Genomic DNA, 23,542 nt, shown 5'->3' with positions numbered 1-23,542 from the left:
TTGGATACCGTAGTGCTTAGCCAGAACCCACGGGCTCTCTTAACTATGTCGTATCGCTCGACGGATGCCTCGGTCGTGCGGGCGCTCCCGTGTAGAATCTGTCCCATAGTGCATCATTCCATCGCTGCATGGATGATACTCCATCAAAGGCCGGGACTAGGCTCAGGACCGGTAACGGGATTCCTTTAGCGACCCGCTTGTGATTCATTGCTTAATCAAGGAGGTGGTGAGATAGCTGATTTCTTTTGGTTTTCTGACATCCATTGGGCACGCATCGAGCTGTTGCTTCCAACCGATGTGCGCGGAAGGCCGAGCATGGATGATCGCCGTGTGTCGAGTGGGATCGTCCATACCCTTCGCTGCGGTGGCCGTCGGGTCGATTGCGCCGATGTCTATGGGCCGAAAGAAAACCCTCTATGATCGATTCGTCCGCTGCTCCGATCGCGGCGTTAGGTTCGACAGCGGGTATCGGCGTCACGATCTCGCTCTTCACATCTGGACTGGCGTTCAGCGACGGCAGATTTCAGGAGATAGCATCGCTCGCGATCATCGCAGCTTCGGTCATGGCGGGCGTGACGGGTCATGCAGCCCTTCGGGGTTGCGGCGCGCGTATCGGCCTGATCTCCGTGACCGCCTTGCGCATGAATGGCTTGTCTCACTTTATGGCTATGATCGCCATGCCCACCTCGCCACCTTCTGGATTTGGACGGCCCAATGAGCTTGTCCGCTATGATCGCTGATAAGATCCTGTCTGATCTCAAGTTCTGCATAGGGCAGATCGCGCGAAAAGGCGTGCAAGGGTATCGTATAGTCGGTGGCATCCATGCGATAGGGCGCGTTGTCGCCCACACATATCGCCTGGTCGCCCTGTAATTGTGCAACCATCGCCATGGCGAAATCCGTGCGTCCAAGCCAGTGAAGAACGCCTATATGCCAAGGCCGGACAAGACCGTTCAGCTTTGGAGTGAAGCTGTGTAGCGAAAGCAGGATAGTCTCAATACCCGCCGCCTGCCTGGCATCGAGCATCGCCGATATGGCCGCATGATAGGGCGTGTGGATCGCCGCTATCCTGGCCTGCCTAGCTGCGTCGTCCAGTGCGCCATTACCAGTAATGGATGTGCCGTCGGACTGGATGGCTATAGCGTCATCATGCCGGGGATCGCGATTGCAGTCGATCACAAGGCGCGAATAGGTTTGATGAATGAAAGGCGCGTCGAGCAGGCGCGCCAATTCTCTGCCAAGCCCCCGTACGCCAATGTCGATAGCGATATGCCGTGTTCGGTCTATCGCGGCCAAGCCTAGATGGCCCAGCGTCAAAGGGATAGCTGATCCCGCGTGATCGCCGACCAACAGGAACGGCGAGCGACCTTCCGCGTTATCGATAGCGAATGGTGCCGGATCGTCCGGACCCAATAATGTGGCCGCCTCTTTGGCCATCGGGATATTCCTTTCATGCCGTTGCTGACGATCCATCACGTCACGACCTATCGCTATCAGCAGCCAGTGTCGCTCGGCGAGCATCGCATCATGATGCGGCCGCGCGAAGCCTTCGACCAGCGATTGCTGTCCGCCCGGCTCACCATCGATCCGCGGCCCAGTGAACTGCGCTGGCTGCACGATGTCTTTGGAAACTCCGTAGCCATCGCCTTGTTCAAAAACCGTGCATCGCATCTGGTCGTCACCAGTGAAGCAACGCTGGAACATGCACCACTGGCCCAGCAACAGGTCGATGTCGAACCCTATGCCCGGCTCTTCCCCTTCACCTATTCGTCAGAGGATATGCCCGACCTGCTGCGGTCGATCGAGCGACAGCATCTCGACCCGGAACGGGTCGTCGACAATTGGGCGCGTGGCTTCGTCAGCAATGACGGCAATACTGGCACGGTCGATCTGCTGACCCGGATCGCGACCGGGATCCAGCGGGACTTCACCTATGTCCCCCGGCATGAGAAAGGCACCCAGTCGCCGACCGAGACACTACGCAAGCGGCAGGGCACCTGCCGCGACTTCGCGGTGCTGATGATCGAGGCGGTGCGGGCATTGGGCTTCGCCGCGCGTTTCGTCTCAGGCTATGTCTATAATCCGTCCCGGCGGGAGGGCGTGGTCGGGGGTGGCAACACCCATGCCTGGGTGCGCATCTTTCTCCCCGGATCGGGCTGGGTCGAGTTCGATCCGACAAACGGAATCATCGGCAATCGAGGCCTCATCCGCGTGGCGATCGCGCGCGATCCCTATCAAGCGCTGCCGCTGTCGGGCACCTGGTTCGGCCTACCCGCCAGTTTCCTTGGCATGGACATCAGCGTCGATGTCCACCGTGCCGATCCAGCCCTGTTCCCTACCACCGGCTACGGCGCCATCAACAGCCGCATCGCCGGCGCTCCAGGAAAGACCACTTCATGCTGATCCGCTGCGGCTATGACATCGAGTTCTCGACTGACAAACAGGTGGCGATGATGGCGATGCTGAGCCTGTACCCATCGCGCCATCAGGATTTGCGCACGCCACAGCGGCTGATGGCCAGCCCAGACATCCCACTCTATCATTTCGAGGACGGGTTCGGGAATGTCGCAACCCGGCTGACGCTCCCGCCAGGTCAGGTCACCCTGTCCTGCGACTTCGTGATCGAGGATAACGGTGAGCCAGACCGTCGCGCGCCCGACGGCCCTCAACTGCCGGTCGAAGAATTGCCCGACGCGGTCATGCCCTTCCTGCTCGGCAGCCGCTATTGCGAGACTGATCGGCTGATGGACGTCGCCTGGGCCAATTTCGGCCAATATGCTACCGCGCGCGACCGGGTGGAAGCGATCGTCAACTTCGTCCACAATCACATCGAGTTCGGCTATCATCATGCCCGCGCTGACAAGACCGCCTGGAACGGCTATCAGGAACGGCGTGGCGTGTGCCGCGACTTTGCCCATCTCGCCATTACCCTGTGTCGATGCATGAACATTCCGGCGCGCTATTGCACGGGCTATCTGGGTGACATCGGCGTGCCGCCGGTTGATGCGCCGATGGATTTCAGCGCCTGGTTCGACGTCTATATCGACGGCGACTGGTATACCCATGACGCCCGTCACAACCGGCCACGGATAGGACGCATCCTGATGGCGCGCGGCCGAGACGCCACCGACGTCGCCTTGACGACCGCCTTTGGCGCTGCAAATCTGGTACGCTTCCAGGTCCATACCGATGAGGTGTCCTCGTTTGACTGATCCGATCGCCAACCCCTTACTGCAACCCTGGAACGGCCCGCTCGGCGCGCCGCCCTTCGCGCAGGTGCGGGACGAGGATTTCCTACCGGCGCTGATCACCGCGATCAGCTGGCATAGGGCCGAGATTGCGGCGATCGCAGCTCAGGATATGCCTGCGAACTTCGACAATACGATCGCCGCGCTGGAGCGGTCGGGCGAGGCGCTGGCGCGGGTGAGGCGGCTGTTCTGGACCTTGTCCTCGGCGCAGGGCACGCCCGGCATTCGCGCGATTGAGGCAGAGATATCGGCGCGGCTCAGTGCTCATTCGGTCGCGATCAGCCATAATGCGGCGCTGGCGGCGCGCATCTTCGCGGTCCATGCCGCCCGGCATCAGAACGGCTTGACCTCGGAGCAGATCCGGTTGGTCGAAAGCAGCTATGCGGGCTTCCTGCGCGGCGGCGCGGCGCTTGCCTCCGCCGACAAAGAGCGTTTCGCCACTATCGATGCCCGGCTGTCGGCCCTGTCGGTGCAGTTCGGGCAGAATGTGCTGGGGGCGACGGCGGCCTGGATGCTGGATTTGGGGTCGGAGGATCTGGAGGGACTGCCGGCCGCCATATGCGAGGCCGCGGCCGGGCGCGCGGCGGCAAAGGGGCAGGCGGGCCGCTATCATGTGACGCTTGATCGCACCGATTATGAGGGCTTCCTGACCTTCTCCAAGCGGCGCGACCTGCGCGAAAAGTTGTGGCGCGCCTTCACTGATCGCTGTGACGGCGGGACGCACGACAATTGGTCGATCATCGCTGAAACTCTGGCGCTACGGCGGGAGCGGGCGGCGCTGCTCGGCTATGCTGATCATGCCCATTATGCGCTGGAAGACAGTATGGCGCATGATCCCGCAGCGGCGACCGACCTGATGCGCCAACTCTGGGAGCCGGGTATGCGCCGTGCGGCTGAGGAAGCGGCGGAGCTTCAAGCGCTGATCAATGCGGAGGGCGGCAGCTTCGCTCTCGCGCCCTGGGACTGGCGCTTCTACTCGGAACAGGTGCGGCGCGCCCGTTATGCGCTGGACGGCGCGGCGGTGGCGGAGCATCTGCGGCTCGATGCAGTGCGGCAAGCGGCGTTCGATACCGCCGCGCGCCTTTATGGCCTCAGCTTCATCCGTCGTGCCGACATCGCCGGCTATCATCCCGATGTCTGGGCTTGGGAAGTCGCGGATAAGGACGGTGGCGCTGTGGGTCTCCTGTTCACCGACTATCTGGCGCGGCCGGAGAAACATGGCGGCGCCTGGATGGGCAGTCTGCGGGTGCAGGAGGCGATGGACGGCGACGTTCGCCCGGTCGTCTATCTCGTCGCCAATTTCGCCGCTGCGCCGCCGCCCGATCGCGGCGCGACCCGCCTGTCGATCAATGAGGCGCGCACTCTGTTTCATGAATTCGGCCATGCGTTGCACGGCCTCCTCTCCTGCGTCACCTATCCCAGCCAGTCGGGCACGGCAGTTCCGCGCGACTTTGTAGAGTTTCCCAGCAAGTTCATGGAAAATTGGATCGTCAGCCGGGAAGTGCTCGCTGGCTTCGGCGTGCCCGACGACCTGATCGGCGCGATCCGCAAGGCAGAGGCCTATGGCCAGGGTTTCGCCACGGTCGAACTGATCGGCTGCTCGCTGGTCGACCTGGCCGTCCACCAGCAACCGGCCGCGGAGGCGGACCCGCGCGCCTTTGTTGCGGCGGAACTCGACCGGTTGGGGATGCCGCCTGAAGTCGGCCTGCGGCACCGCTTCCCCTATTTCACCCATATTTTCGACGGCGGCTATTCTGCCGCCTATTACAGCTATGCCTGGTCCGAGGCGCTGGACGCCGATGCGTTCGAGGCATTTGTCGAGGCGGGCGACATTTTCGACCCCCAACTCGCCGCGCGCTTTCGTGACGAAATATTGGCTGCCGGTGATAGTCGCGATCCAATGGAGTCGTTCCGCGCCTTCTTGGGACGCGCGCCCGACGCAGAGGCGTTGATGCGAGCGCGGCATTTGGTGGGGGCCTGAGCGCTAGACGCTGTCTGCATTCGTCATAGCCACATCATTGCGCATCCGAGATGCACGAAGCCGATGAATGCCGGAGGAGTTTTCTGGCGTTTGTGCGGGAAGGTTTGAGTTTGTTGAATAAGCATTCGACCTGATGGCGTTCCTTGTAGAGCCTCCTGTCGATGGGCGGGGTTGGGGTTGGGGTTGACCGTTATCTGGGCGGTTGCGCCGAGGTCATCGGCAATGAAGGCGCGTAGCGGATCGGCATCATAGGACGCATCGACGATGACATGACCGACGCCCTTCGAGCCAGACTTGATAGGCCGGGCCTGTAGGCAATCGCTCTATTGTCCCGGCGTCGAATGAATCCGCAGCGGCACGCCGATCGCCTCGACCAGAACGTGCAGTCTGGTCGTCAGTCCACTACGCGAACGACCGATGGCGGCACTTTGAGCCCCCGCCCTTTTTCGCACTACCCATCGGCATGGACCTTTGATATCCTGCTGTCGATCATGACATATTCGAAGTCGGGCGTATCGGCCATGGCATGGAAGAGCCTCTCTCATATGCCGTTGCGACACCAGCGGCAAAAGCGCGCATGAACCGCTGTCCATTTGCCGGGAACCTCCGGCAGATCACGCCAATGCGCCGTATTGCCAGCCATCCACAGGATCGCATCCACAAATCGCACACTTGAGGAGTGTTCGCCGTCAGCAGAAAATCCGATCATCCCTATCCGATCAGGCTGAATTTTGAACTGCGCTGAATTTGCTCTGACGAGACGGATAGCCCTTTCCCCATCAAGAAGAGGAATCGGCAGGCGCGCCTTGGCACCGACACGATAGTTCGGGACGAAAGCCGTCACCCCCCGCGAGGTGAACCAGTCAGCAACCTCGCGCCCTTCCAATATACCTGCCAATTCCCGGTAGGCCCCTCTTGGTGCGACAATGACCGCCGCGCCATTTTCACTACCGGGCTGGGCACGGAAGAGCGTCAGCGTCGGCACCTCTTCAGGATCGTCGCTGGTCGCCTCTGGTGCGCGCCCCTCTCACAAGCGTAGCGTAGCAATCCCCAACGCCGTGTCGCGGTGGGATGACAATTCCGTGCGCGTCTACGCCAGCGCACAAGACGACGAGGAACCAATCCCGAATATCCCAACGCCAATCGCCATGGCGATCAAAAGCCACGACCTCATTGCTCGCCGTATCCGTGCCTCAGAACAGGCGGGCCGAACCTTCACGATTATATATTATCCATACGGTCGCGGGCTTGAATCGTTACCGCACGTTGGCCCAGGAGGACCGCGCCCAGAGGGCCCGTATCGACTCCTAAGCCAGGATGCACGATGATCTTTTCAAGCGCCGCCTCGTCGAGGTCTTCGATATATCCATTGAGCAGCGCTGCAGTTCGCTTGCAGATCATTGGCAGAAGATGAGGCCGTGCCTGCATCACGCCACCGCCCATCACCAGCCGCTGTGGCGACAGCGCAAGGATCATCATCGTGGTCCATTCGGATATGTCCCCCGCCACCTGCTCCCAAAGCGGATCGTCTTCGCCCAAATCCGCCACGGCGACCAGCGCGCGCGCTGCCAGCGCCGGCCCCCCGACCAGACCTTCCAGACAATCGCCATGGGTCGGACAGGCTCCGGCGAAGCTATCACCCACCTGCCTGCGGATGCGCAAATGTCCGGCTTCGGGATGGAGATGTCCATGAACGGCCTTGCCTTCCACCACCAGCCCAAAGCCAACACCCGTGCCGATCGTGACATAGCCATGGACCGTGCATCCCTGCGAAGCCCCCCATGCGCCTTCCGCCAGCGCCGCGCCCGCCACGTCTGTGTCGATGCCGATGGGTATGTCGAAGCGGTCGGCGAAATGCGCGCGTACATTGACGCCAGCCCATCCGGGCTTGGGCGTATTGCCCATGCGCCCAAATGCGGCGTGGTGCAGATCGACATGGATCGGGCCGAAGCTGGCAATGCCGATCCCCGCAAAAGGCGTATCGCCATACCATTGGGTCAGGGCATTGGACACATGGTCCAGCGTTGCGGCGCTCTGCGTCGGCCACCGTGCCTGCCGGACGATCTTTCGCCCTCGTGCCAGCGTCGCGATGCACTTTGTGCCGCCCAGTTCTACCCCGGCGATAAGCGGTTCGCTAACTGTCATGCCAGGCGCGCCCGATCATTTTGAAGGATCAGGCGCAACTCGGGTGCGGGCGTGCCACCGAAATGCGCGCGCGCTTCTTCCGGACTGCGTGGTGAATGGGCCAGTTGTGTCATGTCGGCAAAACTTTGGACGGTGAGGTCTGGCAGCACGAACCAGCTATAGGCCTGAAACGGCGCCTCAGGTGGATTGGCGAAAACAAGTCCGGTGCCATTTATGGGCCGCCACGGTCCCGCCAACTGATCGGCTACCATGCCATAAAGGCCATTCGGCCCTGTCGGTCCATCACTGGCAAACACCTTTTCCTGGGTCGACCAGAACAGATAATAGCGGCCATCATAGAGTATCGCATGTGGTCGTTCGAGTTCGTTATTGAGGCCGTCGGCCGAGATCAGCGGTGGCATCGCATCCCATAGTCCCTGCGCATTGCGCCGCGCCATTCCGACTGCCCCGTTCCAGAGAGAGGTCGAAGCCGCCAGCGACGCAGCAAAGAAAACATAGGCCTCGCCATCAACCGGATCACGGAAAAAGGCCGGGTCGCGAAAGGCCTTGATCGTTCCGATGGCCCCGCCGCCCTCCATATCTTTCACATAATCTATACCGTCCGGCTGGAACATTTCGACGGGCGCAGACCAGGGCGACACTATGGGTCGCCCCTTTTCGACTGTAAAATCAGCATGAGTCTCGAAAAGACGCTGGCTGAAGCTGATGTTCGCCTCGCCCCTTGCGCCCGCGACGGTGTAATAGAGCGTAATCGCGCCGTGATCGGGCGACACTATGGCGGAACCGGACCATTCCCGGCTGCCCGGCGAAAAATCCGCGTCGAACAGCAGCCCAAGGTCATGCCATTGCCCGGCCACCCTGTGCATCAGGCGAAGGCGCGCCTTGCCGTGACGGGCATCGGGATCGATCTGGGCTGGCGCGGACAGCAGGATGAAAAGGGTTCCGCCAGCGATTTCCGCTTGCGTACCATCCATTTCCTGGATGGGCCAGTAATCCCAAAGGTCCACACCGGCGATCAGCGGATGCGGCTTTGCGAACGCGGGCGAAAAGGGGATGGTGGACGGGTCGATCGCGGCCACATGGGCGGCTGTCCAATGGCTGGTCATCTTCATATATCCGTTGAAAACAAGGCTGAGCCATGACCTCCGCCAATACGTGCAGACATTGACGGAGGTCATGATTTTCCAAGGACGACGCCTTGGAAAAGGAGAAATCAGGGCGGGCTGATGCAAACAAGCGTATGTATCCGTGCGCATGCAGCGAGAGGTCGGCAGCCGAAAAGGCATAATGGATAAGGAGCGGATGTGTTCACTTGCCTGTGCCTCTCGCTTTTCTTTTATTCGCACCTTTGATGATAGGTTTTACAAACGATTGCAAGACCTGTTTACAAACGATTGCATAATCTTCTATGACAGGGCTGGCAGGATGGGAACAGTCCTCCAGCACCGGAGAGGAATGCCGTGAACTACGCAGCGACCAGCAAGCCACGCCTTTCACTCGGCCGGATAATCCAGATGAACCTGGGCTTCCTGGGCCTGCAATTCAGCTTCGGTTTGCAACAGAGCAATATGGGGCCGATCTACAGCTATCTTGGCGCTGACGAAGCGTCGCTGCCGCTGTTGTGGCTGGCAGGGCCTATGACCGGCCTGCTGATCCAGCCGATCATCGGCGCGCTAAGCGACCGCACCGTTACCCGTATCGGCCGTAGAACGCCCTATTTCCTGATCGGTGCGATATTGTGCAGCCTATGCCTGTTCGCCATGCCCTACAGCCGCGCCTTGTGGGTTGCGGCCAGCCTGCTTTGGGTATTGGATGCGGCCAACAATGTGACGATGGAGCCGTATCGCGCCTATGTCAGCGACCGGCTCGACACCAGCCAGCGACCGCTCGGCTTTCTCACGCAAAGCGCTTTTACCGGACTGGCGCAGACGCTCTCCTATCTTGCGCCTTCTCTGCTGGTCTGGTGGGGCCTCAGCCCCGATGCGCTCGACCCCTCTGGCATACCTGTCATCACCCGTATCGCTTTCATCGTAGGGGCGGTCCTGTCGCTGTCGACCATCCTGTGGTCGGTTCTGCGCGTGCCCGAATTGCCGCTGACGCCGCAGGAGATTGCAGCAATGCAAACAGAGGCGCTGTCGGCGCGCACGACGTGGCGCGATTTGCGACAGGCGGTCGTCGATATGCCTGCGCCGATGCGTCAACTGGCCGTCGCCATGCTATTCCAGTGGTATGCCATGTTCTGCTATTGGCAGTTCGTCGCCTTCGCTATCGCACGGTCATTATTCGACACGTCCGATCCGGCGAGCGCGGGCTTCCGTCAGGCGGTGCTGGTCAACGGCCAGATCGGCGGCCTGTATAATTTCATCGCCTTCGTTGCGGCATTCGCCATGGTGCCGATTGCGCGACGGATCGGCGCGCGACCGGTCCATGCCTTCAGCGTGGCGGCGTCCGGCGTTGCGATGCTGGCGCTTCCCTGGTGCAGGAGCGAAACGATGCTGTTCATGCCGATGATCGGCATCGGCCTTGGCTGGGCCAGTATGATGGGCAATCCCTATGTCATTCTGGCCGACAGCATACCGCCAGAACGGACGGGCATCTACATGGGCATTTTCAACATGTTCATCGTCATTCCGATGATGATCGAAAGCCTGACCATGCCGCTGATCTATCGGCCGCTGCTGGACGGTGATCCGCGCAATGTGCTGATGCTGGGCGGCGTCATGATGATCCTGGCAGCGCTGGCGACCCTCGCCATTCGTGAACAACGCGCTATCCGGAGGGCATCCGCCTGATGATCAGGCGGATGCGCGTTGGACAAGCTGGGGCGTCATGCAGACCGATGCGGCCGCGCCGCCCGACATCCGTTCGAACAAAAGGTCGACCATCAGGCTGGCGCCTCGCGCCACATCCTGCCGGATGGTCGTCAGCGGCGGGGTCGTCTGTGCAGCGATCATGACATCGTCATAGCCGACCACTGCGACATCATCGGGCACATGCAAGCCAGCGTCGGACAAGGCGCGCAGCGCGCTCATGGCGATAACGTCCGACGCGGCAACAATGCCGTCGATTGGCGGGTTCTGCGCCAGAAAAGTGCGGATTGCCTCATAAGCTGCTTCCGTGGTCAAATGCGCGGGAAGAAGAAGGCCTTCACCCAGTCCGTCCCGCGCCATGGCCTGGCGGAAACCGGACAGTCGGGCAGCAAATTCGGGTACGTCAGGATTGCCAAAAAACGCCAGATTGCGGCGGCCCTGCGCGAGCAGATGCTCAGTTGCAATCCGCCCTCCTGCGACATTGTCCGATCCCACGGTCAACTGGCTATAGCCGTCAACGACAGCGCCCCAGATCACAAGTGGCATGTAACGAGCAGCAACCCGCTCGATCGTGTCAATCTGGTCCGACTGGCCAATCAGCAATAGGCCATCGACTCGGCCGCCATCGACCATGTGGTCCAACCAACCGGGTTCGGTCGGGATTACCCGCGACAAAAGCAGATCATAGCCACGTTCTGTCAACGTGTCGGCAAGCGGACCGATCAGACTCATGAAGAAGGGATCAGACAGATGCTGTTGCGTCTCATGCCCGAGCGGCAGCACGACGCCGATCGCGCCCGTCCGTTTCAGGCGCAGGTTGCGCGCGGCGCGATTGATCTGAAACCCGTGCGTCCGCGCCAGCGCCTCGATCCGCTCTCGGGTGGCGCGGGCGATATTGGGATTGCCCGACAGTGAGCGTGACACCGTCGAAATTGACACGCCAGCAATTCTCGCCAGTTCGGCCAGGCTAGACGCGGCCGGCTGTTCCAGGGGCACCTGCCTTTTCAAACCGAAACGACGCTGGGGGGAGGCGATGGAAGACGGACGGTTCCATCATTAGGGGACAACGCGGCTCTCAGGGTCGGATCTCTAGTCATATCGTTTGTATCAACGCTTGCTTCGTCGAGTGCAACCGTCAGAGCGTACCGTATGGCCGCTTTCGCAACGCCGCCACAGCGACCGTTCCGATCATCCGATGCGTTCGGACGGCCGCATCGGGTCAGAAGGCGCGCAGCAGCACGGCTCCATGAGCTGGTAAGGTCGCCACGTAGGGCGCCGCGGTCGGCAGATCGACGCCGCGCCACAGGTCACGCAATCGCTTGGGCTGCGCTATGGCACCCGCCTCGCCCCACCGCAGCGTCATCGCTTGCGGCGTCGTACCGCGATTGAACAAGGCGATGGCCGTGGATCCATCGGCCAGCTTCTTGCTCCACACTTCCGTCCTGCCGGTCTGCGATATCTTTTTGCCCTGCACGCCCAGGGGATCCTGATTGACCGCGATCACCTCCCGATTGGCGATGATCGCCTTAACGTCGGGCGTCATCACGCGCAGGTCGTTGCCCAGGATGATCGGCGACGCGGCCATCGTCCACAGCGTGTAGTGGGTCTTGTATTCCTCTAGCGTCAGCCCTTCGATGCCGACGAGCATCATGTCGGCGTCGTTCCAGGCGCTGGGACCGGCGTGCGCGGCATCACCATTATGATCGAAACGATAATCGACCGCGTGCCACAAGTCGCCCTCGATACTGTCGCCGCCGGTCCGCCACAGATGGCCGCCCACGGCATTGCCCCAGCTACCCACATCGAACAATCCATATTGGCACAGGCTATAGACGATGGCGCGACCCGTCGCCTGCAAGGCTGCGCCCATTTTCTGATATTGCGCCTGCATCTCAATCTTGGTGTCGTAGATACTGGACGCGCTGCACCAGTCATATTTCAACAGGTCGATGCCCCAGTCGGCAAAGCTCTTCGCATCCTGCCGCTCATGGCCGTGGCTGCCGACATAGCCGGTGCAGGTGACGGGGCCGGGCGAACTGTAGATACCGACCTTAAGGCCGCGGGCGTGGATATAATCGACCAGCCCCTTCATGTCGGGGAATTTGGCGTTGGGGTGCAGCACGCCCCTGACATCGCGTGTTCCCTGCCAGCCATCATCGATCGTGACATAGCGATAGCCAGCGTCGCGCAGGCCGCTGGACACAAGTTCGTCCGCCATGGCGCGCACGGCCTTTTCGTCTACCGCTTCGCGAAACACGTTCCAGCTGTTCCAGCCCATCGGCGGGGTCGGCGCCAGATTCTGGACGCCCAGATCGCGCAGCGGCGGCAGTGGCAGCTTGGTCATATTGTCGGGCCGGGGCGCGGCGCGTTCGACCGCTGCCAGTTCCCTGACCGTCACCCGCCGCGCCAGGAACGGCGCGACGCCGACCACCGCGTCACCGATCCAGACGTCCAGATATCTGCCGTCCTTCGATAGCGCCGCCCGCATTTTCGTAAAGGGCGGCTTCCCCTCCAGATCGAAGGCAAACCCGTCGGGGCGCGAAACCATGTTGGCGATCGGATAGACCCAGCCATTGAACCGGAATGCGCCCGTCACGCTGGCGCCGTCGTCCGAAAGGATGAAGGACCGGGGGATGCCCCCGATTGCGATCGATTCCGGCGTACGGCGCGGCACCACCAGCCACTGACCTGCTAGCCCGACCATCGGGCTGGCGGCATGGTCTGCCTTCGGCTGCGCCACCAGCGGCGAGAGCGCCGATGGGAGGGCCAGGCAGGCTACGCCGAGGCCGATCATTGCGAACGTGGTGCGCAAACTCATGGCTCTTACTCTTTTCAACTATGCGGGGGCATCCGGGTCATGGCAACCTGGACGCCCAGCCGATGCTATGGTCAGAACTGGAAGCTGACCGTTGCACTGATGTTCCGGCCGGGGAAGGCGCGGGCCGTGTTGATGCCGTTGGCCGGCAGCGTATCGGTCGACTGCCCCAGTTCCGTGATTGCCAGCACATTGAAGATATTCTGCGCATTCACCGATACCCGCAGATCCGGCGTGATCGAATAGGACGCAAAGGCGCCGGTCAGCACATAGCCCGGAATCTTCAGCTGGTTGGCGTCGGACGCATAGGACGAGGTGGTGCCGATGACATTGGCGCCGATCGAGAAACGATCCAACACGATGGACGGCGTCGCCTGGAAGATTAGCGCGGCCTGACGGTAGGGCGTATTGCCGTTCAGGGCTGGCGACACTTCACTCTTGGTGATCCGGGCATGGGTGTAGGTGGCGCCGCCGGTCAGGTGGAATATGCCATAATCGAACCCGGCTTCCAATTCGAGGCCATAGGAGCGGTATTTGTTGTTGATCACCCGCTGCTGCGGAATGATGATCTCGTTCGCCTCGGCCGTCGTCGCGCGGAATGCAGTGACGTTGGCGAAGATGCCGCCGGAACGGAACTTCACTCCGGCTTCCTGCTGATTGACGAAATTGACCGCAATCTCGTCGGCAATGCTGCCGTCATCGCGCACGCCGCCGCCGAACAGTACGCGATCGGCGTTGAAGCGCGCACCACGGCTGACGCGGCCGAACAGGGCCAGATCATCCTGGATTTCATAGTTGGCACCAACAGACCATGTGAAATAGTTCTTGCGATAATTGACCGACTTGGCCGCCGCCAGATTGACCACGGGAACAGCGCGTTCCGGGTTTTGGATGATGCCATCCTGATTGACGTCAATAACGCTAAGGCCCGTGTTGGTGGCGTAGGTTCCGTCCGCCTTAGAACTGTTGAACCGAACGCTGCCGTCCAGATTAAGCCGGCCGGTCTTCCACGTCGCCGCGATATAGGGAGCGTCGATCGTGTAATCGACGTCATAATAGCGCTGGCAACAGTTGCCGAACACGGGTTCGCCATAGGCGATCAGACCGTTCTGGGTGACCGGCTGTCCGGCAGCGTTGTATACGTCCAGCAAGGCGGGGCGATTGCCGCTCACTTCCTGAAGATAACTGTTCCAGTGCCAGTCCATCTCGACCGACTGGAAGGATTTGAAATAGCCGAAGGTTATCGAACCGGTGCCGATATTGCCGCCTTCTATATCGCGCGACAGTGTCAGGATATTGGTGGCGTTGGTGAAGTCGTTCAGCGTCACGTTGAACAGCAGGGCGTTGGTCGCCAACCCGTTACCGTTTAGCGTGGACGGATCGGCGATCACCTGACCCGCGTTCGGGCCGTTGGCGTAGCGCAACGTCCCGCCGACGCCGCCCAGCGAAGTGACGAAGGAACCGGCCGGAGCGACATTGGCCGCATAGGGCGTGGTGAAACCACCATAATTCTTGGCGACGTTGAACTTGTCGTCGACCTTCCAGCCGCTACCGAGATCAAACGACGCCTCGCCGCCGATACCGCGGACCTTGGTGCGATAGCCATCGGACACATCGGTACGGATACGATTGCCATCCGCGCCGATCGCCAGGTCGGACCGGAAATAGGGCGACTGGAGCGGGTCCTTCTTCGGATTGAAATTGGGAAAGGCGCTTAACTTGGGGTTGCTGTTGGTGCCGGTGTTGCGGATCGGAACCGGGATATAGGCCGGCGCCTTGTCATCCAGATATTTGAAGTTCAGGCGCAGAAAGCCGTTGGAGAAGGTACGCGTGATGTTGCCCTTGATCTGGCCACCATTTTCGGCGTTGTAGCCAATCTTTTTCACCCCGTCGCCGATGCGGTAGAAGCCGCCGACATGGAAGCTCCAATTGTCGCCCAGCGGCGCGCCATAATCGGCGTCGATGCGGGTACGATCGAAATCGATGCCCTTGGTCAGCGAGATGCTTCCGCCTTCGGTCTTGCCGTCCTTGCTGATGAAGTTGATGATCGCGCCCGGCGCATTGCTGGTGAAGGTCGAAGCGGAACCGCCCCGGACGACCTCGACGCGCTGGATATTGTTGTCGGGGCGGACGAACGCGTCGGCGGTGGCGAAGGCGATGTCGCCGAAGTTCAGGACGGGAAGCCCGTCTTCCTGGAACTGGACGAACTTGGCGCCGCCGCTGGCGACCGGCAGACCGCGCACGGCGATGTTGGCGTTACCCTCGCCGCCCGATGCTTCGGAGCGCAAACCCGGCACGTTGCGGACCAGATCGGCGCTGCCGAGCGGCGCGGCGCGCGAAATCTGGGTGGCGTCGAGCGCGCTGACCGAGATGCTGGTCGTAAGGCGACGCTCGGGACGCGATGTTCCGGTGACGATGATATCGCTGTTACCGTTTTGCTCGTCAGCGGCAGGAACGCTCGCGACGAGGTCCTGAGCCGATGCGGAAATCGACGAAATTGCCACCAGCGCAACGGTAGCAAACAGATATGACGATCTTTTCATACAACCTCTCCTGAACGATTCGCCGTTTGCGGCGACCTATTCACAGGAACGGAGTGGACGTTTCTGCAAAGGATTGCAACAATCGATTGCAAAGTCTCTTCGACCGATCTCCCTTTATATTTTCTTGAAAAATGTGCTTTGATTACCAAGAATATCCGTAGTGCCTTCACCCGACTCGTACGGCCCTGTTTGACAATTCACAGAAATTGCTCAGTAAACAGAGCGTAGCGGGAAAAGGCGGCGTCCGTTGGAAACTAGGCGGGATCGACATTCAGCGTAGCCATATCATGGCGGCGGCGAGATGGACGAAGCCGGTGAAATGGATAGTGCGGCGGTCGTATCGGGTGGCGAAACGCCTGAAATGCTTGAGGCGGCCAAAGCATCTCTCGATCTGATTGCGATGCTTGCAGGCCGCTTCATCGTGGGGGATGAAGACTTTGCGGTTCCGCTTGGAGGGGATCACCGCCTCGCCTTTCATATCGGCGATCAGCGCGCGTAGATCATTGCTATCATGGGCTTTGTCAGCGAGAGCGGCCTTGGCCCTTTGTCCTTTCAGAAAGTCTGCGGCAGCCTTGCTATCGTGGAACTGGCCCGCTGTGATCTGGAAGCGCAGCGGCCTTCCCAAAGTATCTGCCAGCATGTGAACCTTGGTCGTCAGTCCACCTCTGGAACGCCCCAGCGCCTGATCCTTGCCGCCCTTTTCCGGTCGCTGCCTGCTGGTGGACGCGAACGATGGTACTGTCGAGCATGAGACAGGTCTTGTCCCGGTCGGCTGTGAGTGTGTCGAATACCCGTTCCCACACTCCATCACGGCACCAGCGGCTGAAGCGGCTGAAGCGGCTGAAGCGCCAGTGCGCCCCCGACCGAAACACCCACAAAAATCCGTTCACAAACAGGTGGCTATCGGACCAGGTCCGGCCTGGATCGCTCACCTCGCCCGGCAGTAACGGCGCGATCCGCGCCCATTGCGCCGCGCTCAGTTCGTACCGCTTCACACCCATCATAGCCTCCGCAAATCGCGGAACCCTATGAATCAGCAATCTTCACTCTTGGGAATCCTGAATGTCCATCCCGCCTAATTGTTTAGTCGCAATTCCGATTGATCGCCCCGCCGCACGACGTTCTCCTTCACGTGGGCAGGGAGCAGATAGGCCATCAGCGTTTGCAACGCCTTGGCAGGGTCATGCCGCGCGCCGCATAGGAAGATGTCGACCGCCGCATAGCCATGTTCCGGCCAGCTATGAATCGACATATGGGATTCGGCCAGCAATACAACGCCAGTGACGCCCTGCCCTTCGCCGAAATGGTGGAGATGCAGGCCGATCACGCTCGCCCCGGCGCTCTCCGCGGCGGCGCGCAGGGCGGATTCGATAAGGGCCACATCGTCCAGCACGGGACAACCGTAAAGGTCCGCCAGCAGATGCCGGCCGTCATAGGTCATGGGCGGTTTCACAGCAAAGTCTCATGGGCATGGCCGATCAAGGACAGGGCCGCCTCCGCCGCGGCCATGCCCTGATAATGGGCTTCCTCGAACAGCGACAGGCCGGTGAGGTCGGAATGGGCGCGAAAGAAGGGTGGCCGGATGGCGGCGCGCTGCGCCGGAGCGACCTGCCAGAGGAAGCCGGGCGTCGGCCGGATCATGGCATGGCCCCATTTCCACAGGTCGATCGACCGGATCGCACCGTCCAGATCGGGGTTCATGCCAAGCAGGTCGTCCCGTACCAGCCGCCGCCAATCGGCATCGGACCGCTCGACCAGCAGGCGGCGGGCATGGGCGGGCGGCATGTCGGACAGGGCCATGTACCAGGTCAGCACCGTCGGCCCTTCTCGCGAGGCGCTCTGGTGGGTGGCGACGACATAGCCGAGCGAGGCGCTGCTGGCCGAGACATTGTCCCAGGCGAGCGCGCTCCCCTTTCCGGCCGGCGCGCGATCGACGGTGACATTGGCGATCAGCCAGGGGGCATAGCTGTGATCGGCGTCAGCCTTCTCGCCGAGTAGGCGACTCGCGATGAAATGCGGCGTGGCGAGGATGACGGCATCGGCGCGGTAGCGGATGCTGGTCCCGCGCGCGGCGTCGAAGACATCGACGCTTGCGCCATCTGCGTCGGCCCTGGCGCGGTAAGCGACCTGTCCCGTGACGACGCGGTCGCCCAGTCGCTCGGCCAGCAGGCGGGTGAGGCGGCCATTGCCTTCGGGCCAGGTCAGTTCATTGTCGCCCGCGCCGTCAGCCGCGAAGCCGCGCCGGCCGGCGAAATAATGGATGCCGGCCCAGGCGGACACCTCCGCCGGTTCGGTGCCATAGTCATCGCGGCAGGCGTAGCGGACATGCGCGCGCAGCACCGGCGAAGTCCAGCCCTGTTTGTCGAGCCACTGCGCGAAGCTGATCCGGTCGAGCGCCAGCAGGTCAGCGTCCTGCGCGCTATAGGCGATGGGAATGGCGAAGGCGGGCCGTCCCTTTGCGTCGCGGCGACGGGAGAAATCGACCATGGCGCGGTCGAAGGCAGCAAGGTCGACCTTGTCCTTGGGCGAAAGGCCGGTTTTCGGCACCAGTCCCTCCTGCCATTTGCCCTGCCAGAGCACGCGTTCCTGTAAATCGGCGCAGAGTTGGAGCGGATCATAGACCGGCTTTCCGTCGGAATCGCCGACGATCATGCCGAGTTGCCGCAGCATATGGCGCAGGCCGCGCGCTTCCTGATTGGGGATGGGGAGATAATGTGCACCCAGCGGATAGGCCGACACGGCGTTGCGGCCGCCGCGCGCATTGCCGCCGGGCTGCCGCTCCATCTCGATCAGGCGAAAATCGTCATAGCCCGCCTCGCGCAGCCGCCAGCCGGCGGTCAGGCCGGCAACGCCGCCCCCCGCGATCAGGATGGGCACGCACTCTTCCCGGACCGGTTCTGGAAAAGCGCCGTCGCGCAGCCGGTGGCCCAGCGCCATGTCCGCGCCGCCGCTGTTGCCGGCCGTGGGCGTTTCGCATCCGGGCAAGGCAAAGGCGGTGGCCGCCGCCATGCCGCCCTTCAGCACAGAGCGCCTGTTCGGGGTTTCTGGATCAGCCTTCATAACGCGCCCATTCCTCGGCGAAGCTGCGCACGAGCGCCTGATTGTCGAGCCGGTTCACGGGCACCGGGCGGCGCGCCATGTCCGGCGGGAAGACCAAGGCCTGTCGTGCGGTCGCATCCGAGAGGAAACGATTATGTGGCAGCAATCGGGTCGTCGTGCCCGGATCGACCAGCCCGGCCAGGATGAAGCCCCATTCGCCAAAGCTCGGCACATAGACATGATAAGGCCGCGTCTGGAACCCCGACGCCTCCAGCGTCCGGGCCACGGTCCAGAAGGCGGCGGGCGCGACCAGTGGCGAGGTGCTCTGGATCACCGCCATGCCGCCCGGCGCCAGATGCGGGCGCAGCATGCGGTAGAAGCTTTCGGTGTAGAGCTTGCCCACCGAGAAATCGACCGGATCGGGAAAATCGACGATGATGACATCGAACCGCGCCTTTGTCTCGCGGACCCAGCGGAAGGCATCGGCATTGACGACGTGCATCCGCCTGTCGGTGAGCGCATCGCCGTTGAGCGAGCGGAGAAGGCCGGTCTGGCTGAACAGACTGGTCATGGCCGGGTCGAGATCGACCAGCGTGACGCTGCGCACCTGCGGATGGCGGAACACCTCGCGCGCAGCGAGGCCATCGCCGCCGCCCAGGATCAGCACATGTTCGGGTCGTGCCACCCGCCCCACCGCCGGATGCACCAGCGCCTCATGATAACGATATTCGTCGCGCGAGGAGAATTGCAGATTACCGTTGAGATAGAGGCGGATGTCTTCGTCATGCCGGGTCAGCACCAGCCGTTGGTAGGGACTGGACGTGGCATAGATCACGCGCTCGCCATAGGCGGCGATTTCCGACCAGCGCTGGATGCGATCGGCCAGCAGGAAGCCCGCGATCAGGCTGGCCATCACCGCCAGCGCCAATATGCGCTCACGCATCAGGCTGGCGCGTGCCGGGACCAACAGCAGCAGGAGCAGCGCGACGCCGACATTGAGCAGGCCGAACATCAGGCCGGTGCGGATCAGCCCCAGATGCGGGACCAGCAGCAACGGAAAAAGCAGGGACGCGGCCAGCGCACCGACATAGTCGAAGGTCAGGACATTCGACACCGTCTCGTTGAAATCGAAGCGATCGCGCAGAATGCGCATTAGCAGTGGGATTTCGAGGCCGACGAGGAAACCGATGATGAAGACGAGGCCATAGAGGATCGGCCGGAATTGCTCCACCAGCGGGAAGAGCAGGAACAGGCCGGCCGCAGACCAGCCGCCGAGCAGGGCGACCAGTATCTCCACCCGGATGAACAGGCGCAGTTCGTCGCGCTTCACATAGCGCGAGCACCAACTGCCCACCCCCATGGCGAAGAGATAGGTGCCGATGATGGTCGAGAATTGGGTGACGCTGTCGCCCAGCAGATAGCTGGCGATCGTGCCGGCCAGCAGTTCGTAGATGAGGCCGCAGGTCGCAACGGCAAACACGCTGGCGAGCAGCAGCCCGACCAGCGCGGTACGCCTGCGCTCCGTCGGAACAGAGGGCGTGTCAGCCATGAATGGCGGCAGCGACGATGATGCCCAGCGCGATGGCGATGGCGCCGGCGAACTGGGCGACGGCGATATTCTGCTTGTCGCGTATCTCTTCCCACAGCTTGCCCGGCGTAAGCAGGTCGAGAATGACGAAGCCGACGACGAACACAGCAATGCCGACCCCGGCATAGACGAGCGAATTGAACAGTGTCGGCAGCGAGATGAGCATCGACGTCTCCTATTTATGCGTGGGACCATAGGCGCGATAGGCGCCGGCCGTGCGTCCGCCATCGGCGAAGGGGGAATAGCCCTGCGATGCGGCGGCAAGGTAGAGGCCAAGCACGCCAAGGCACCAGAGGGCATAGAGGAAGCTGCCGCGGTTCATGGCGACCGTATCCCCTGTAACCAGTCGTCCGCATCGGCCGGCGAACCGTCCTTTTGCGCCAGCCGGGCATTTTCGAAGACTATATGCAGCACCAGCATCAGCAGCGGCGGAACGAGGATCATCAGCACCGCCAGCCAGAAGTTGGAGGCAAAGCGTGCGCCCCGCGCCACGGTCAGGACGATCTCGACCGGAGGCAGACCGTCCGCTTTGTAGGCGCCGCCTGCAGAATCGTAGGAAAAGCTACCCGAACTGCTCCAATGATGTGCCTTTACGTCCACCACCAGATCATAGGTGCCAGCAGGCAGGCTCGCGACCTTCAGCGTCTGCGACCGATCACCTTCGGACCAGTAGCCGTCCGAATCCCGGCCCGAATAGCGTTCATTGATGGCATAGGCGTCATAGCTGTCCTGCGTCTTGCGATCGACGAACGAGACGTCGATGTCGACCCAGCCCTGCTCGACGTTGGGCGTCACCGCTTCCACCGTCATCGCCTGTCGCCCCAGCGGCAACCGGATCGGTCCGAAGGTCTGCGACACCGCGGGACCGTCGGGGGTTGCCGAGAGGCTGAAGCTCTGCGGCTGCATGGTGCCGCCGAGCAGGATCAGCAGAAGCAGCAGCGCCACGAAGGACAGGGCGGCAATCGGCCACCAGCCCTTGATCCGCCGCGCATAGGGCGAGGGCTGGTGCGCCAGCGGCGTCATGCCCGGCAGCCAGGTCGGTGGCGGATCGACGTCGAACGCTGCCCTGATCTCCCGCCCGGACAGCCATTCGCTGATCGTCCAGTTCTTTTCCTGGTCGTCCTGTTCCAGGCTGAGCATGAATCCGGGGCGGACATAGTCGGTGGCGCGCACCTCCTCGCCCACCTTCACCCGCCAGTAGAATTCGCCCGCCACCCGCGTCACCCGCGCGGTGTTGCCGCTGTAGAAAGGGCTGAAGCGTCGGCTGGCGGCGATCTGGTCCGACCCATCGCGCTGCGGCGCGGCGGTCAGCATCGTGCCGAGGCTCCATTGGCCATTTTGCGCGATCAGCCAGCAATAGCCGGCATAGGGGTTGAACAGCAGATATTCTTCCCAGCTTACCCAGCCGTCCGACCGTTGCAGCCAGCCGATCGCTTCCCATTCCACGCCGCGCAAAGTCCCTCGCGTGCCGAGCGGGATGGCGAGCGACGCCTGCACTTCATGATAGCGGGTAATGATCCGCGCATCGGGATTGGTCGCGTCGATCAGCGTGCCGCAATATTCGCAGGCGAGCGTGACCGTATAGCCGGCTGCGCGCATGGCGATCATCCCGCCGCAGGCCGGGCAGGACAAAGTGCGGACGCTGCTGTCGTCAGGCGACATGGGGGTGCAGGCTCCAGCCGGGCAACGCGCGCAGATTGCGCGGTTGGAGGGACGCCAGCGTTACATACTGACCGACATAGAGGGACGGGCCATGGGCGTCCTTCTGGAAGGAGGCGCAGCGTCCATCCCGGTTGCGGAAATCCACGCTCAGTGCTTCCCAGCCCGCCGGAGCGGTGAAGGGCAGTTCGCCTTCGCAGCCGATGCAACGGACGGTGCGGATATCGGCAACCTCATAGGCATGTCCGGCGATATTACCGCTCTCGCCCGGCTTGACCGGGGTGTCGTTCATCAGGCGGCGGATGACCTGCGCCAGCGATCCCGTCAATTCCACCTCGCGCAGCGCCATGAACTGACCCATCGCCTCGCCCAGCCAGGCATGGCTGCCATCGGCCAGCAGCATCAGCCATTCGTTCCACGCACCATCATCCCAGGCCCACCGGACACGACCGACAATCTGGAAGCCCTGATCGAAACAGCGCCCTTCCGTACCAATCTGAATCGGGCTGATGTCGAAGGGCAGCACGGCCGTTTCGCCCATCGCCTGTGCACTCTGGCTGGTGCGAACGACCAGGGTACGGCAATAGTCGCACACCCGGACGGGCAACGCCGGCGAACGGAAGGAGACTTCCGCACCGCAAGTGGGACAGGCGACGGACTGCATCGGGGATTTAGCGGATGCGACCCAGCAGTTCGGCCTTCTTGGCGTCGAACTCGGCCTGGGTCAGCGCTCCCATTTCGAGCAGCCTGTGCAATTTCTCGATGAGGGCGAAGGCATCCTCCGCCGGCGCAGCCGGCGCGCTGGTCGCGCCGCCCAATGCTCCCGCCATGGTCTGGCCGATGGCAAGACCCGCCGCAGCGCCCGCGCCGATGCCGGCGACGCCGCCCGACTGCGCCGCCGCTGTCTCGATCGCTTCGGCCGCCTGGAACTTGGCATAGCGGTCGAGGTCGCCCAGCACGCGCATGGAACTGGCCTTGTCGAGATGCTTCTGCACTTCTTCGGGCAGGGACAGGCTTTCGACGAAGAAGCTTTCGACCGACAGGCCCCATAGGGCGAAGGCTGGCGCGACGGCGCCCTTGAGCGCATCGGACAAGGCGCTCTGGCTGGCGGCAAGATCGAGGAAGGCGGTGCCACCGCCCGCGACACCGGTCGCCAGCGCCGTCTGGATCGCGGCGCGCAGTTGTGGCTCGATATCCGCCACATTCACCTCGCCCAGCGTCCCCATGATCCGCGAGGCGAAGGGCGCGACGTCCTTGATCCGGACACTATAGCTGCCAAAGGCGCGGACGCGAAGCGGTCCCAATTCGGGATCGCGCAGCGTCACCGGCTGCGCCGTGCCCCATTTGAGGCCGATCTGTTCCTTTTCGGAGAAGAAATAGACATCGGACTTGAAGGGCGACTTGAACCCCTTGTCCCAGTTCATGATCGCCGTCAGCAGCGGCAGGGTCGCGGTGTCGAGCGTGTAGAGGCCGGGACCGAACATGTCGGCGATCCGTCCTTCGTTGAAGAAGGCAGCGATCTGTCCTTCGCGCACCGTCAGCTGCGCCCCATTCTGGATTTCCCTGTCGGCTAGCGGCACGCGCCAGCCAAGCTGGCCGGGTTCTTCCACCCAGTCGATGACATCGACGAACTGCTTCGAAAGAAAATCCAATATGCCCATGGCGCTCCCCTGTGCCTGCTCTCAATGTAGAAGGGTGGCATCAGGGAACAAGC

Annotated in this window: 20 protein-coding genes and 3 pseudogenes; 6 read left to right on the top strand and 17 right to left on the bottom strand. The window is 62.2% G+C overall.

Going from position 1 to position 23,542, the window contains the following annotated elements; genetic code table 11:
- Positions 1 to 231: 231 nt before the first annotated feature.
- Positions 232 to 451, top strand: a pseudogene (locus tag ASE85_RS24145) (transposase); the annotation flags it as partial.
- A complete protein-coding gene (locus ASE85_RS24495; RefSeq protein ID WP_082462962.1) occupies positions 417 to 740 on the top strand; it encodes a Na+/H+ antiporter NhaA in 324 nt (107 codons plus the stop codon). The pseudogene ASE85_RS24145 and the gene ASE85_RS24495, both read left to right, overlap by 35 nt.
- Here ASE85_RS24495 and ASE85_RS20750 read toward each other — a convergent pair.
- A complete protein-coding gene (locus ASE85_RS20750) occupies positions 667 to 1,437 on the bottom strand; it encodes an N-formylglutamate amidohydrolase (RefSeq protein ID WP_056693332.1) in 771 nt (256 codons plus the stop codon). The two genes, ASE85_RS24495 and ASE85_RS20750, sit on opposite strands and share 74 nt — an antisense overlap.
- A gap of 15 nt (positions 1,438 to 1,452) precedes the next feature.
- Here ASE85_RS20750 and ASE85_RS20745 point away from each other — a divergent pair, with 15 nt between their 5' ends.
- From ASE85_RS20745 to ASE85_RS20735, 3 genes are read left to right on the top strand one after another with little or no spacing between them, the layout of a single operon-like run.
- Positions 1,453 to 2,403, top strand: coding sequence for a transglutaminase family protein (locus tag ASE85_RS20745; RefSeq protein WP_056693328.1), 951 nt, complete (start codon positions 1,453 to 1,455; stop codon positions 2,401 to 2,403).
- Positions 2,397 to 3,212: a transglutaminase-like domain-containing protein gene (locus tag ASE85_RS20740; RefSeq protein WP_056693326.1), complete on the top strand. Its 816-nt coding sequence runs from the start codon at positions 2,397 to 2,399 to the stop codon at positions 3,210 to 3,212. Before ASE85_RS20745 ends, ASE85_RS20740 begins: the two co-directional genes overlap by 7 nt.
- On the top strand, positions 3,190 to 5,229 hold the full coding sequence (locus tag ASE85_RS20735; protein ID WP_443018557.1) for a M3 family metallopeptidase: 2,040 nt from the start codon (positions 3,190 to 3,192) through the stop codon (positions 5,227 to 5,229). Before ASE85_RS20740 ends, ASE85_RS20735 begins: the two co-directional genes overlap by 23 nt.
- Before the next feature lie 23 nt (positions 5,230 to 5,252).
- Here the strand turns inward: ASE85_RS20735 and ASE85_RS24140 are convergent.
- From ASE85_RS24140 to ASE85_RS20725, 4 genes and pseudogenes are all read right to left on the bottom strand, one after another.
- Positions 5,253 to 5,995: pseudogene (locus ASE85_RS24140) on the bottom strand (IS5 family transposase).
- Positions 5,972 to 6,073: pseudogene (locus tag ASE85_RS24490) on the bottom strand (hypothetical protein); the annotation flags it as partial. The pseudogenes ASE85_RS24490 and ASE85_RS24140, both read right to left, overlap by 24 nt.
- 377 nt (positions 6,074 to 6,450) lie before the next feature.
- Complete coding sequence (locus tag ASE85_RS20730; RefSeq protein ID WP_056693317.1) at positions 6,451 to 7,374, bottom strand: ROK family protein; 924 nt, start codon at positions 7,372 to 7,374, stop codon at positions 6,451 to 6,453.
- The gene (locus tag ASE85_RS20725; protein ID WP_235523641.1) at positions 7,371 to 8,720 is read right to left on the bottom strand and encodes a glycoside hydrolase family 68 protein; all 1,350 of its coding nucleotides are present in this window, start codon (positions 8,718 to 8,720) and stop codon (positions 7,371 to 7,373) included. Before ASE85_RS20725 ends, ASE85_RS20730 begins: the two co-directional genes overlap by 4 nt.
- Positions 8,721 to 8,888: 168 nt before the next feature.
- Here ASE85_RS20725 and ASE85_RS20720 point away from each other — a divergent pair, with 168 nt between their 5' ends.
- A complete protein-coding gene (locus ASE85_RS20720; RefSeq protein WP_056693314.1) occupies positions 8,889 to 10,166 on the top strand; it encodes an MFS transporter in 1,278 nt (425 codons plus the stop codon).
- Between the two features lie 3 nt (positions 10,167 to 10,169).
- On the opposite strand, the gene ASE85_RS20715 is transcribed toward ASE85_RS20720, so the two are convergent.
- From ASE85_RS20715 to ASE85_RS20665, 12 genes are all read right to left on the bottom strand, one after another.
- The gene (locus ASE85_RS20715; RefSeq protein WP_443018556.1) at positions 10,170 to 11,180 is read right to left on the bottom strand and encodes a LacI family DNA-binding transcriptional regulator; all 1,011 of its coding nucleotides are present in this window, start codon (positions 11,178 to 11,180) and stop codon (positions 10,170 to 10,172) included.
- Positions 11,181 to 11,403: 223 nt separating this feature from the next.
- A complete protein-coding gene (locus ASE85_RS20710; protein ID WP_082462961.1) occupies positions 11,404 to 13,002 on the bottom strand; it encodes a glycoside hydrolase family 27 protein in 1,599 nt (532 codons plus the stop codon).
- Between the two features lie 71 nt (positions 13,003 to 13,073).
- Positions 13,074 to 15,542, bottom strand: a complete 2,469-nt coding sequence (locus tag ASE85_RS20705; RefSeq protein ID WP_056693309.1) for a TonB-dependent siderophore receptor — start codon at positions 15,540 to 15,542, stop codon at positions 13,074 to 13,076.
- A gap of 271 nt (positions 15,543 to 15,813) precedes the next feature.
- Positions 15,814 to 16,537, bottom strand: a protein-coding gene (locus tag ASE85_RS22715; protein ID WP_156358460.1) for an IS5 family transposase whose coding sequence is annotated in 2 segments (ribosomal slippage) — positions 15,814 to 16,240 and positions 16,239 to 16,537 — 726 coding nt in all. Because the reading frame shifts where the segments join, the coding sequence is not laid out codon by codon here.
- 80 nt (positions 16,538 to 16,617) lie between these two features.
- The gene (gene speD, locus ASE85_RS20695; RefSeq protein ID WP_235523640.1) at positions 16,618 to 16,995 is read right to left on the bottom strand and encodes an adenosylmethionine decarboxylase; all 378 of its coding nucleotides are present in this window, start codon (positions 16,993 to 16,995) and stop codon (positions 16,618 to 16,620) included.
- Complete coding sequence (locus ASE85_RS20690) at positions 16,992 to 18,602, bottom strand: NAD(P)-binding protein (RefSeq protein ID WP_056693298.1); 1,611 nt, start codon at positions 18,600 to 18,602, stop codon at positions 16,992 to 16,994. Before ASE85_RS20690 ends, speD begins: the two co-directional genes overlap by 4 nt.
- The gene (locus ASE85_RS20685; RefSeq protein WP_056693294.1) at positions 18,592 to 20,130 is read right to left on the bottom strand and encodes a polyamine aminopropyltransferase; all 1,539 of its coding nucleotides are present in this window, start codon (positions 20,128 to 20,130) and stop codon (positions 18,592 to 18,594) included. Before ASE85_RS20685 ends, ASE85_RS20690 begins: the two co-directional genes overlap by 11 nt.
- Positions 20,123 to 20,335, bottom strand: a complete 213-nt coding sequence (locus ASE85_RS20680) for a DUF350 domain-containing protein (protein WP_056693291.1) — start codon at positions 20,333 to 20,335, stop codon at positions 20,123 to 20,125. Before ASE85_RS20680 ends, ASE85_RS20685 begins: the two co-directional genes overlap by 8 nt.
- 9 nt (positions 20,336 to 20,344) lie before the next feature.
- Positions 20,345 to 20,491, bottom strand: a complete 147-nt coding sequence (locus tag ASE85_RS23610) for a hypothetical protein (RefSeq protein ID WP_200928424.1) — start codon at positions 20,489 to 20,491, stop codon at positions 20,345 to 20,347.
- Entirely contained in the window at positions 20,488 to 21,831 is a 1,344-nt protein-coding gene (locus ASE85_RS20675; RefSeq protein WP_056693283.1) for a DUF4178 domain-containing protein, read from the bottom strand. Before ASE85_RS20675 ends, ASE85_RS23610 begins: the two co-directional genes overlap by 4 nt.
- Positions 21,821 to 22,492 (bottom strand): DUF4178 domain-containing protein, encoded by a 672-nt coding sequence (locus ASE85_RS20670; protein ID WP_056693280.1) that lies wholly within the window; start codon positions 22,490 to 22,492, stop codon positions 21,821 to 21,823. The genes ASE85_RS20675 and ASE85_RS20670 overlap by 11 nt, the downstream gene beginning before the upstream one ends.
- A 7-nt stretch (positions 22,493 to 22,499) precedes the next feature.
- The gene (locus ASE85_RS20665) at positions 22,500 to 23,489 is read right to left on the bottom strand and encodes an SPFH domain-containing protein (RefSeq protein ID WP_056693278.1); all 990 of its coding nucleotides are present in this window, start codon (positions 23,487 to 23,489) and stop codon (positions 22,500 to 22,502) included.
- Between the last annotated feature and the right edge of the window lie 53 nt (positions 23,490 to 23,542).

The organism is Sphingobium sp. Leaf26 (assembly GCF_001421665.1).
In the GTDB taxonomy this organism is placed as follows: domain Bacteria; phylum Pseudomonadota; class Alphaproteobacteria; order Sphingomonadales; family Sphingomonadaceae; genus Sphingobium.
This window is presented reverse-complemented; position numbering and strand designations above follow the sequence as displayed.

Coding starts and splice junctions, on each gene's coding strand:
- ASE85_RS23610 (WP_200928424.1), bottom strand. CDS start 20,491: ATGAACCGCGGCAGCTTCCTCTATGCCCTCTGGTGCCTTGGCGTGCTT.
- ASE85_RS20685 (WP_056693294.1), bottom strand. CDS start 20,130: ATGGCTGACACGCCCTCTGTTCCGACGGAGCGCAGGCGTACCGCGCTG.
- ASE85_RS20720 (WP_056693314.1), top strand. CDS start 8,889: ATGAACCTGGGCTTCCTGGGCCTGCAATTCAGCTTCGGTTTGCAACAG.
- ASE85_RS20665 (WP_056693278.1), bottom strand. CDS start 23,489: ATGGGCATATTGGATTTTCTTTCGAAGCAGTTCGTCGATGTCATCGAC.
- ASE85_RS20735 (WP_443018557.1), top strand. CDS start 3,190: ATGAGGTGTCCTCGTTTGACTGATCCGATCGCCAACCCCTTACTGCAA.
- ASE85_RS20745 (WP_056693328.1), top strand. CDS start 1,453: ATGCCGTTGCTGACGATCCATCACGTCACGACCTATCGCTATCAGCAG.
- ASE85_RS20710 (WP_082462961.1), bottom strand. CDS start 13,002: ATGAGTTTGCGCACCACGTTCGCAATGATCGGCCTCGGCGTAGCCTGC.
- ASE85_RS20680 (WP_056693291.1), bottom strand. CDS start 20,335: ATGCTCATCTCGCTGCCGACACTGTTCAATTCGCTCGTCTATGCCGGG.
- ASE85_RS20740 (WP_056693326.1), top strand. CDS start 2,397: ATGCTGATCCGCTGCGGCTATGACATCGAGTTCTCGACTGACAAACAG.
- ASE85_RS20670 (WP_056693280.1), bottom strand. CDS start 22,492: ATGCAGTCCGTCGCCTGTCCCACTTGCGGTGCGGAAGTCTCCTTCCGT.
- ASE85_RS20705 (WP_056693309.1), bottom strand. CDS start 15,542: ATGAAAAGATCGTCATATCTGTTTGCTACCGTTGCGCTGGTGGCAATT.
- ASE85_RS20675 (WP_056693283.1), bottom strand. CDS start 21,831: ATGTCGCCTGACGACAGCAGCGTCCGCACTTTGTCCTGCCCGGCCTGC.
- ASE85_RS24495 (WP_082462962.1), top strand. CDS start 417: ATGATCGATTCGTCCGCTGCTCCGATCGCGGCGTTAGGTTCGACAGCG.
- ASE85_RS20690 (WP_056693298.1), bottom strand. CDS start 18,602: ATGAAGGCTGATCCAGAAACCCCGAACAGGCGCTCTGTGCTGAAGGGC.
- ASE85_RS20750 (WP_056693332.1), bottom strand. CDS start 1,437: ATGGCCAAAGAGGCGGCCACATTATTGGGTCCGGACGATCCGGCACCA.
- ASE85_RS20730 (WP_056693317.1), bottom strand. CDS start 7,374: ATGACAGTTAGCGAACCGCTTATCGCCGGGGTAGAACTGGGCGGCACA.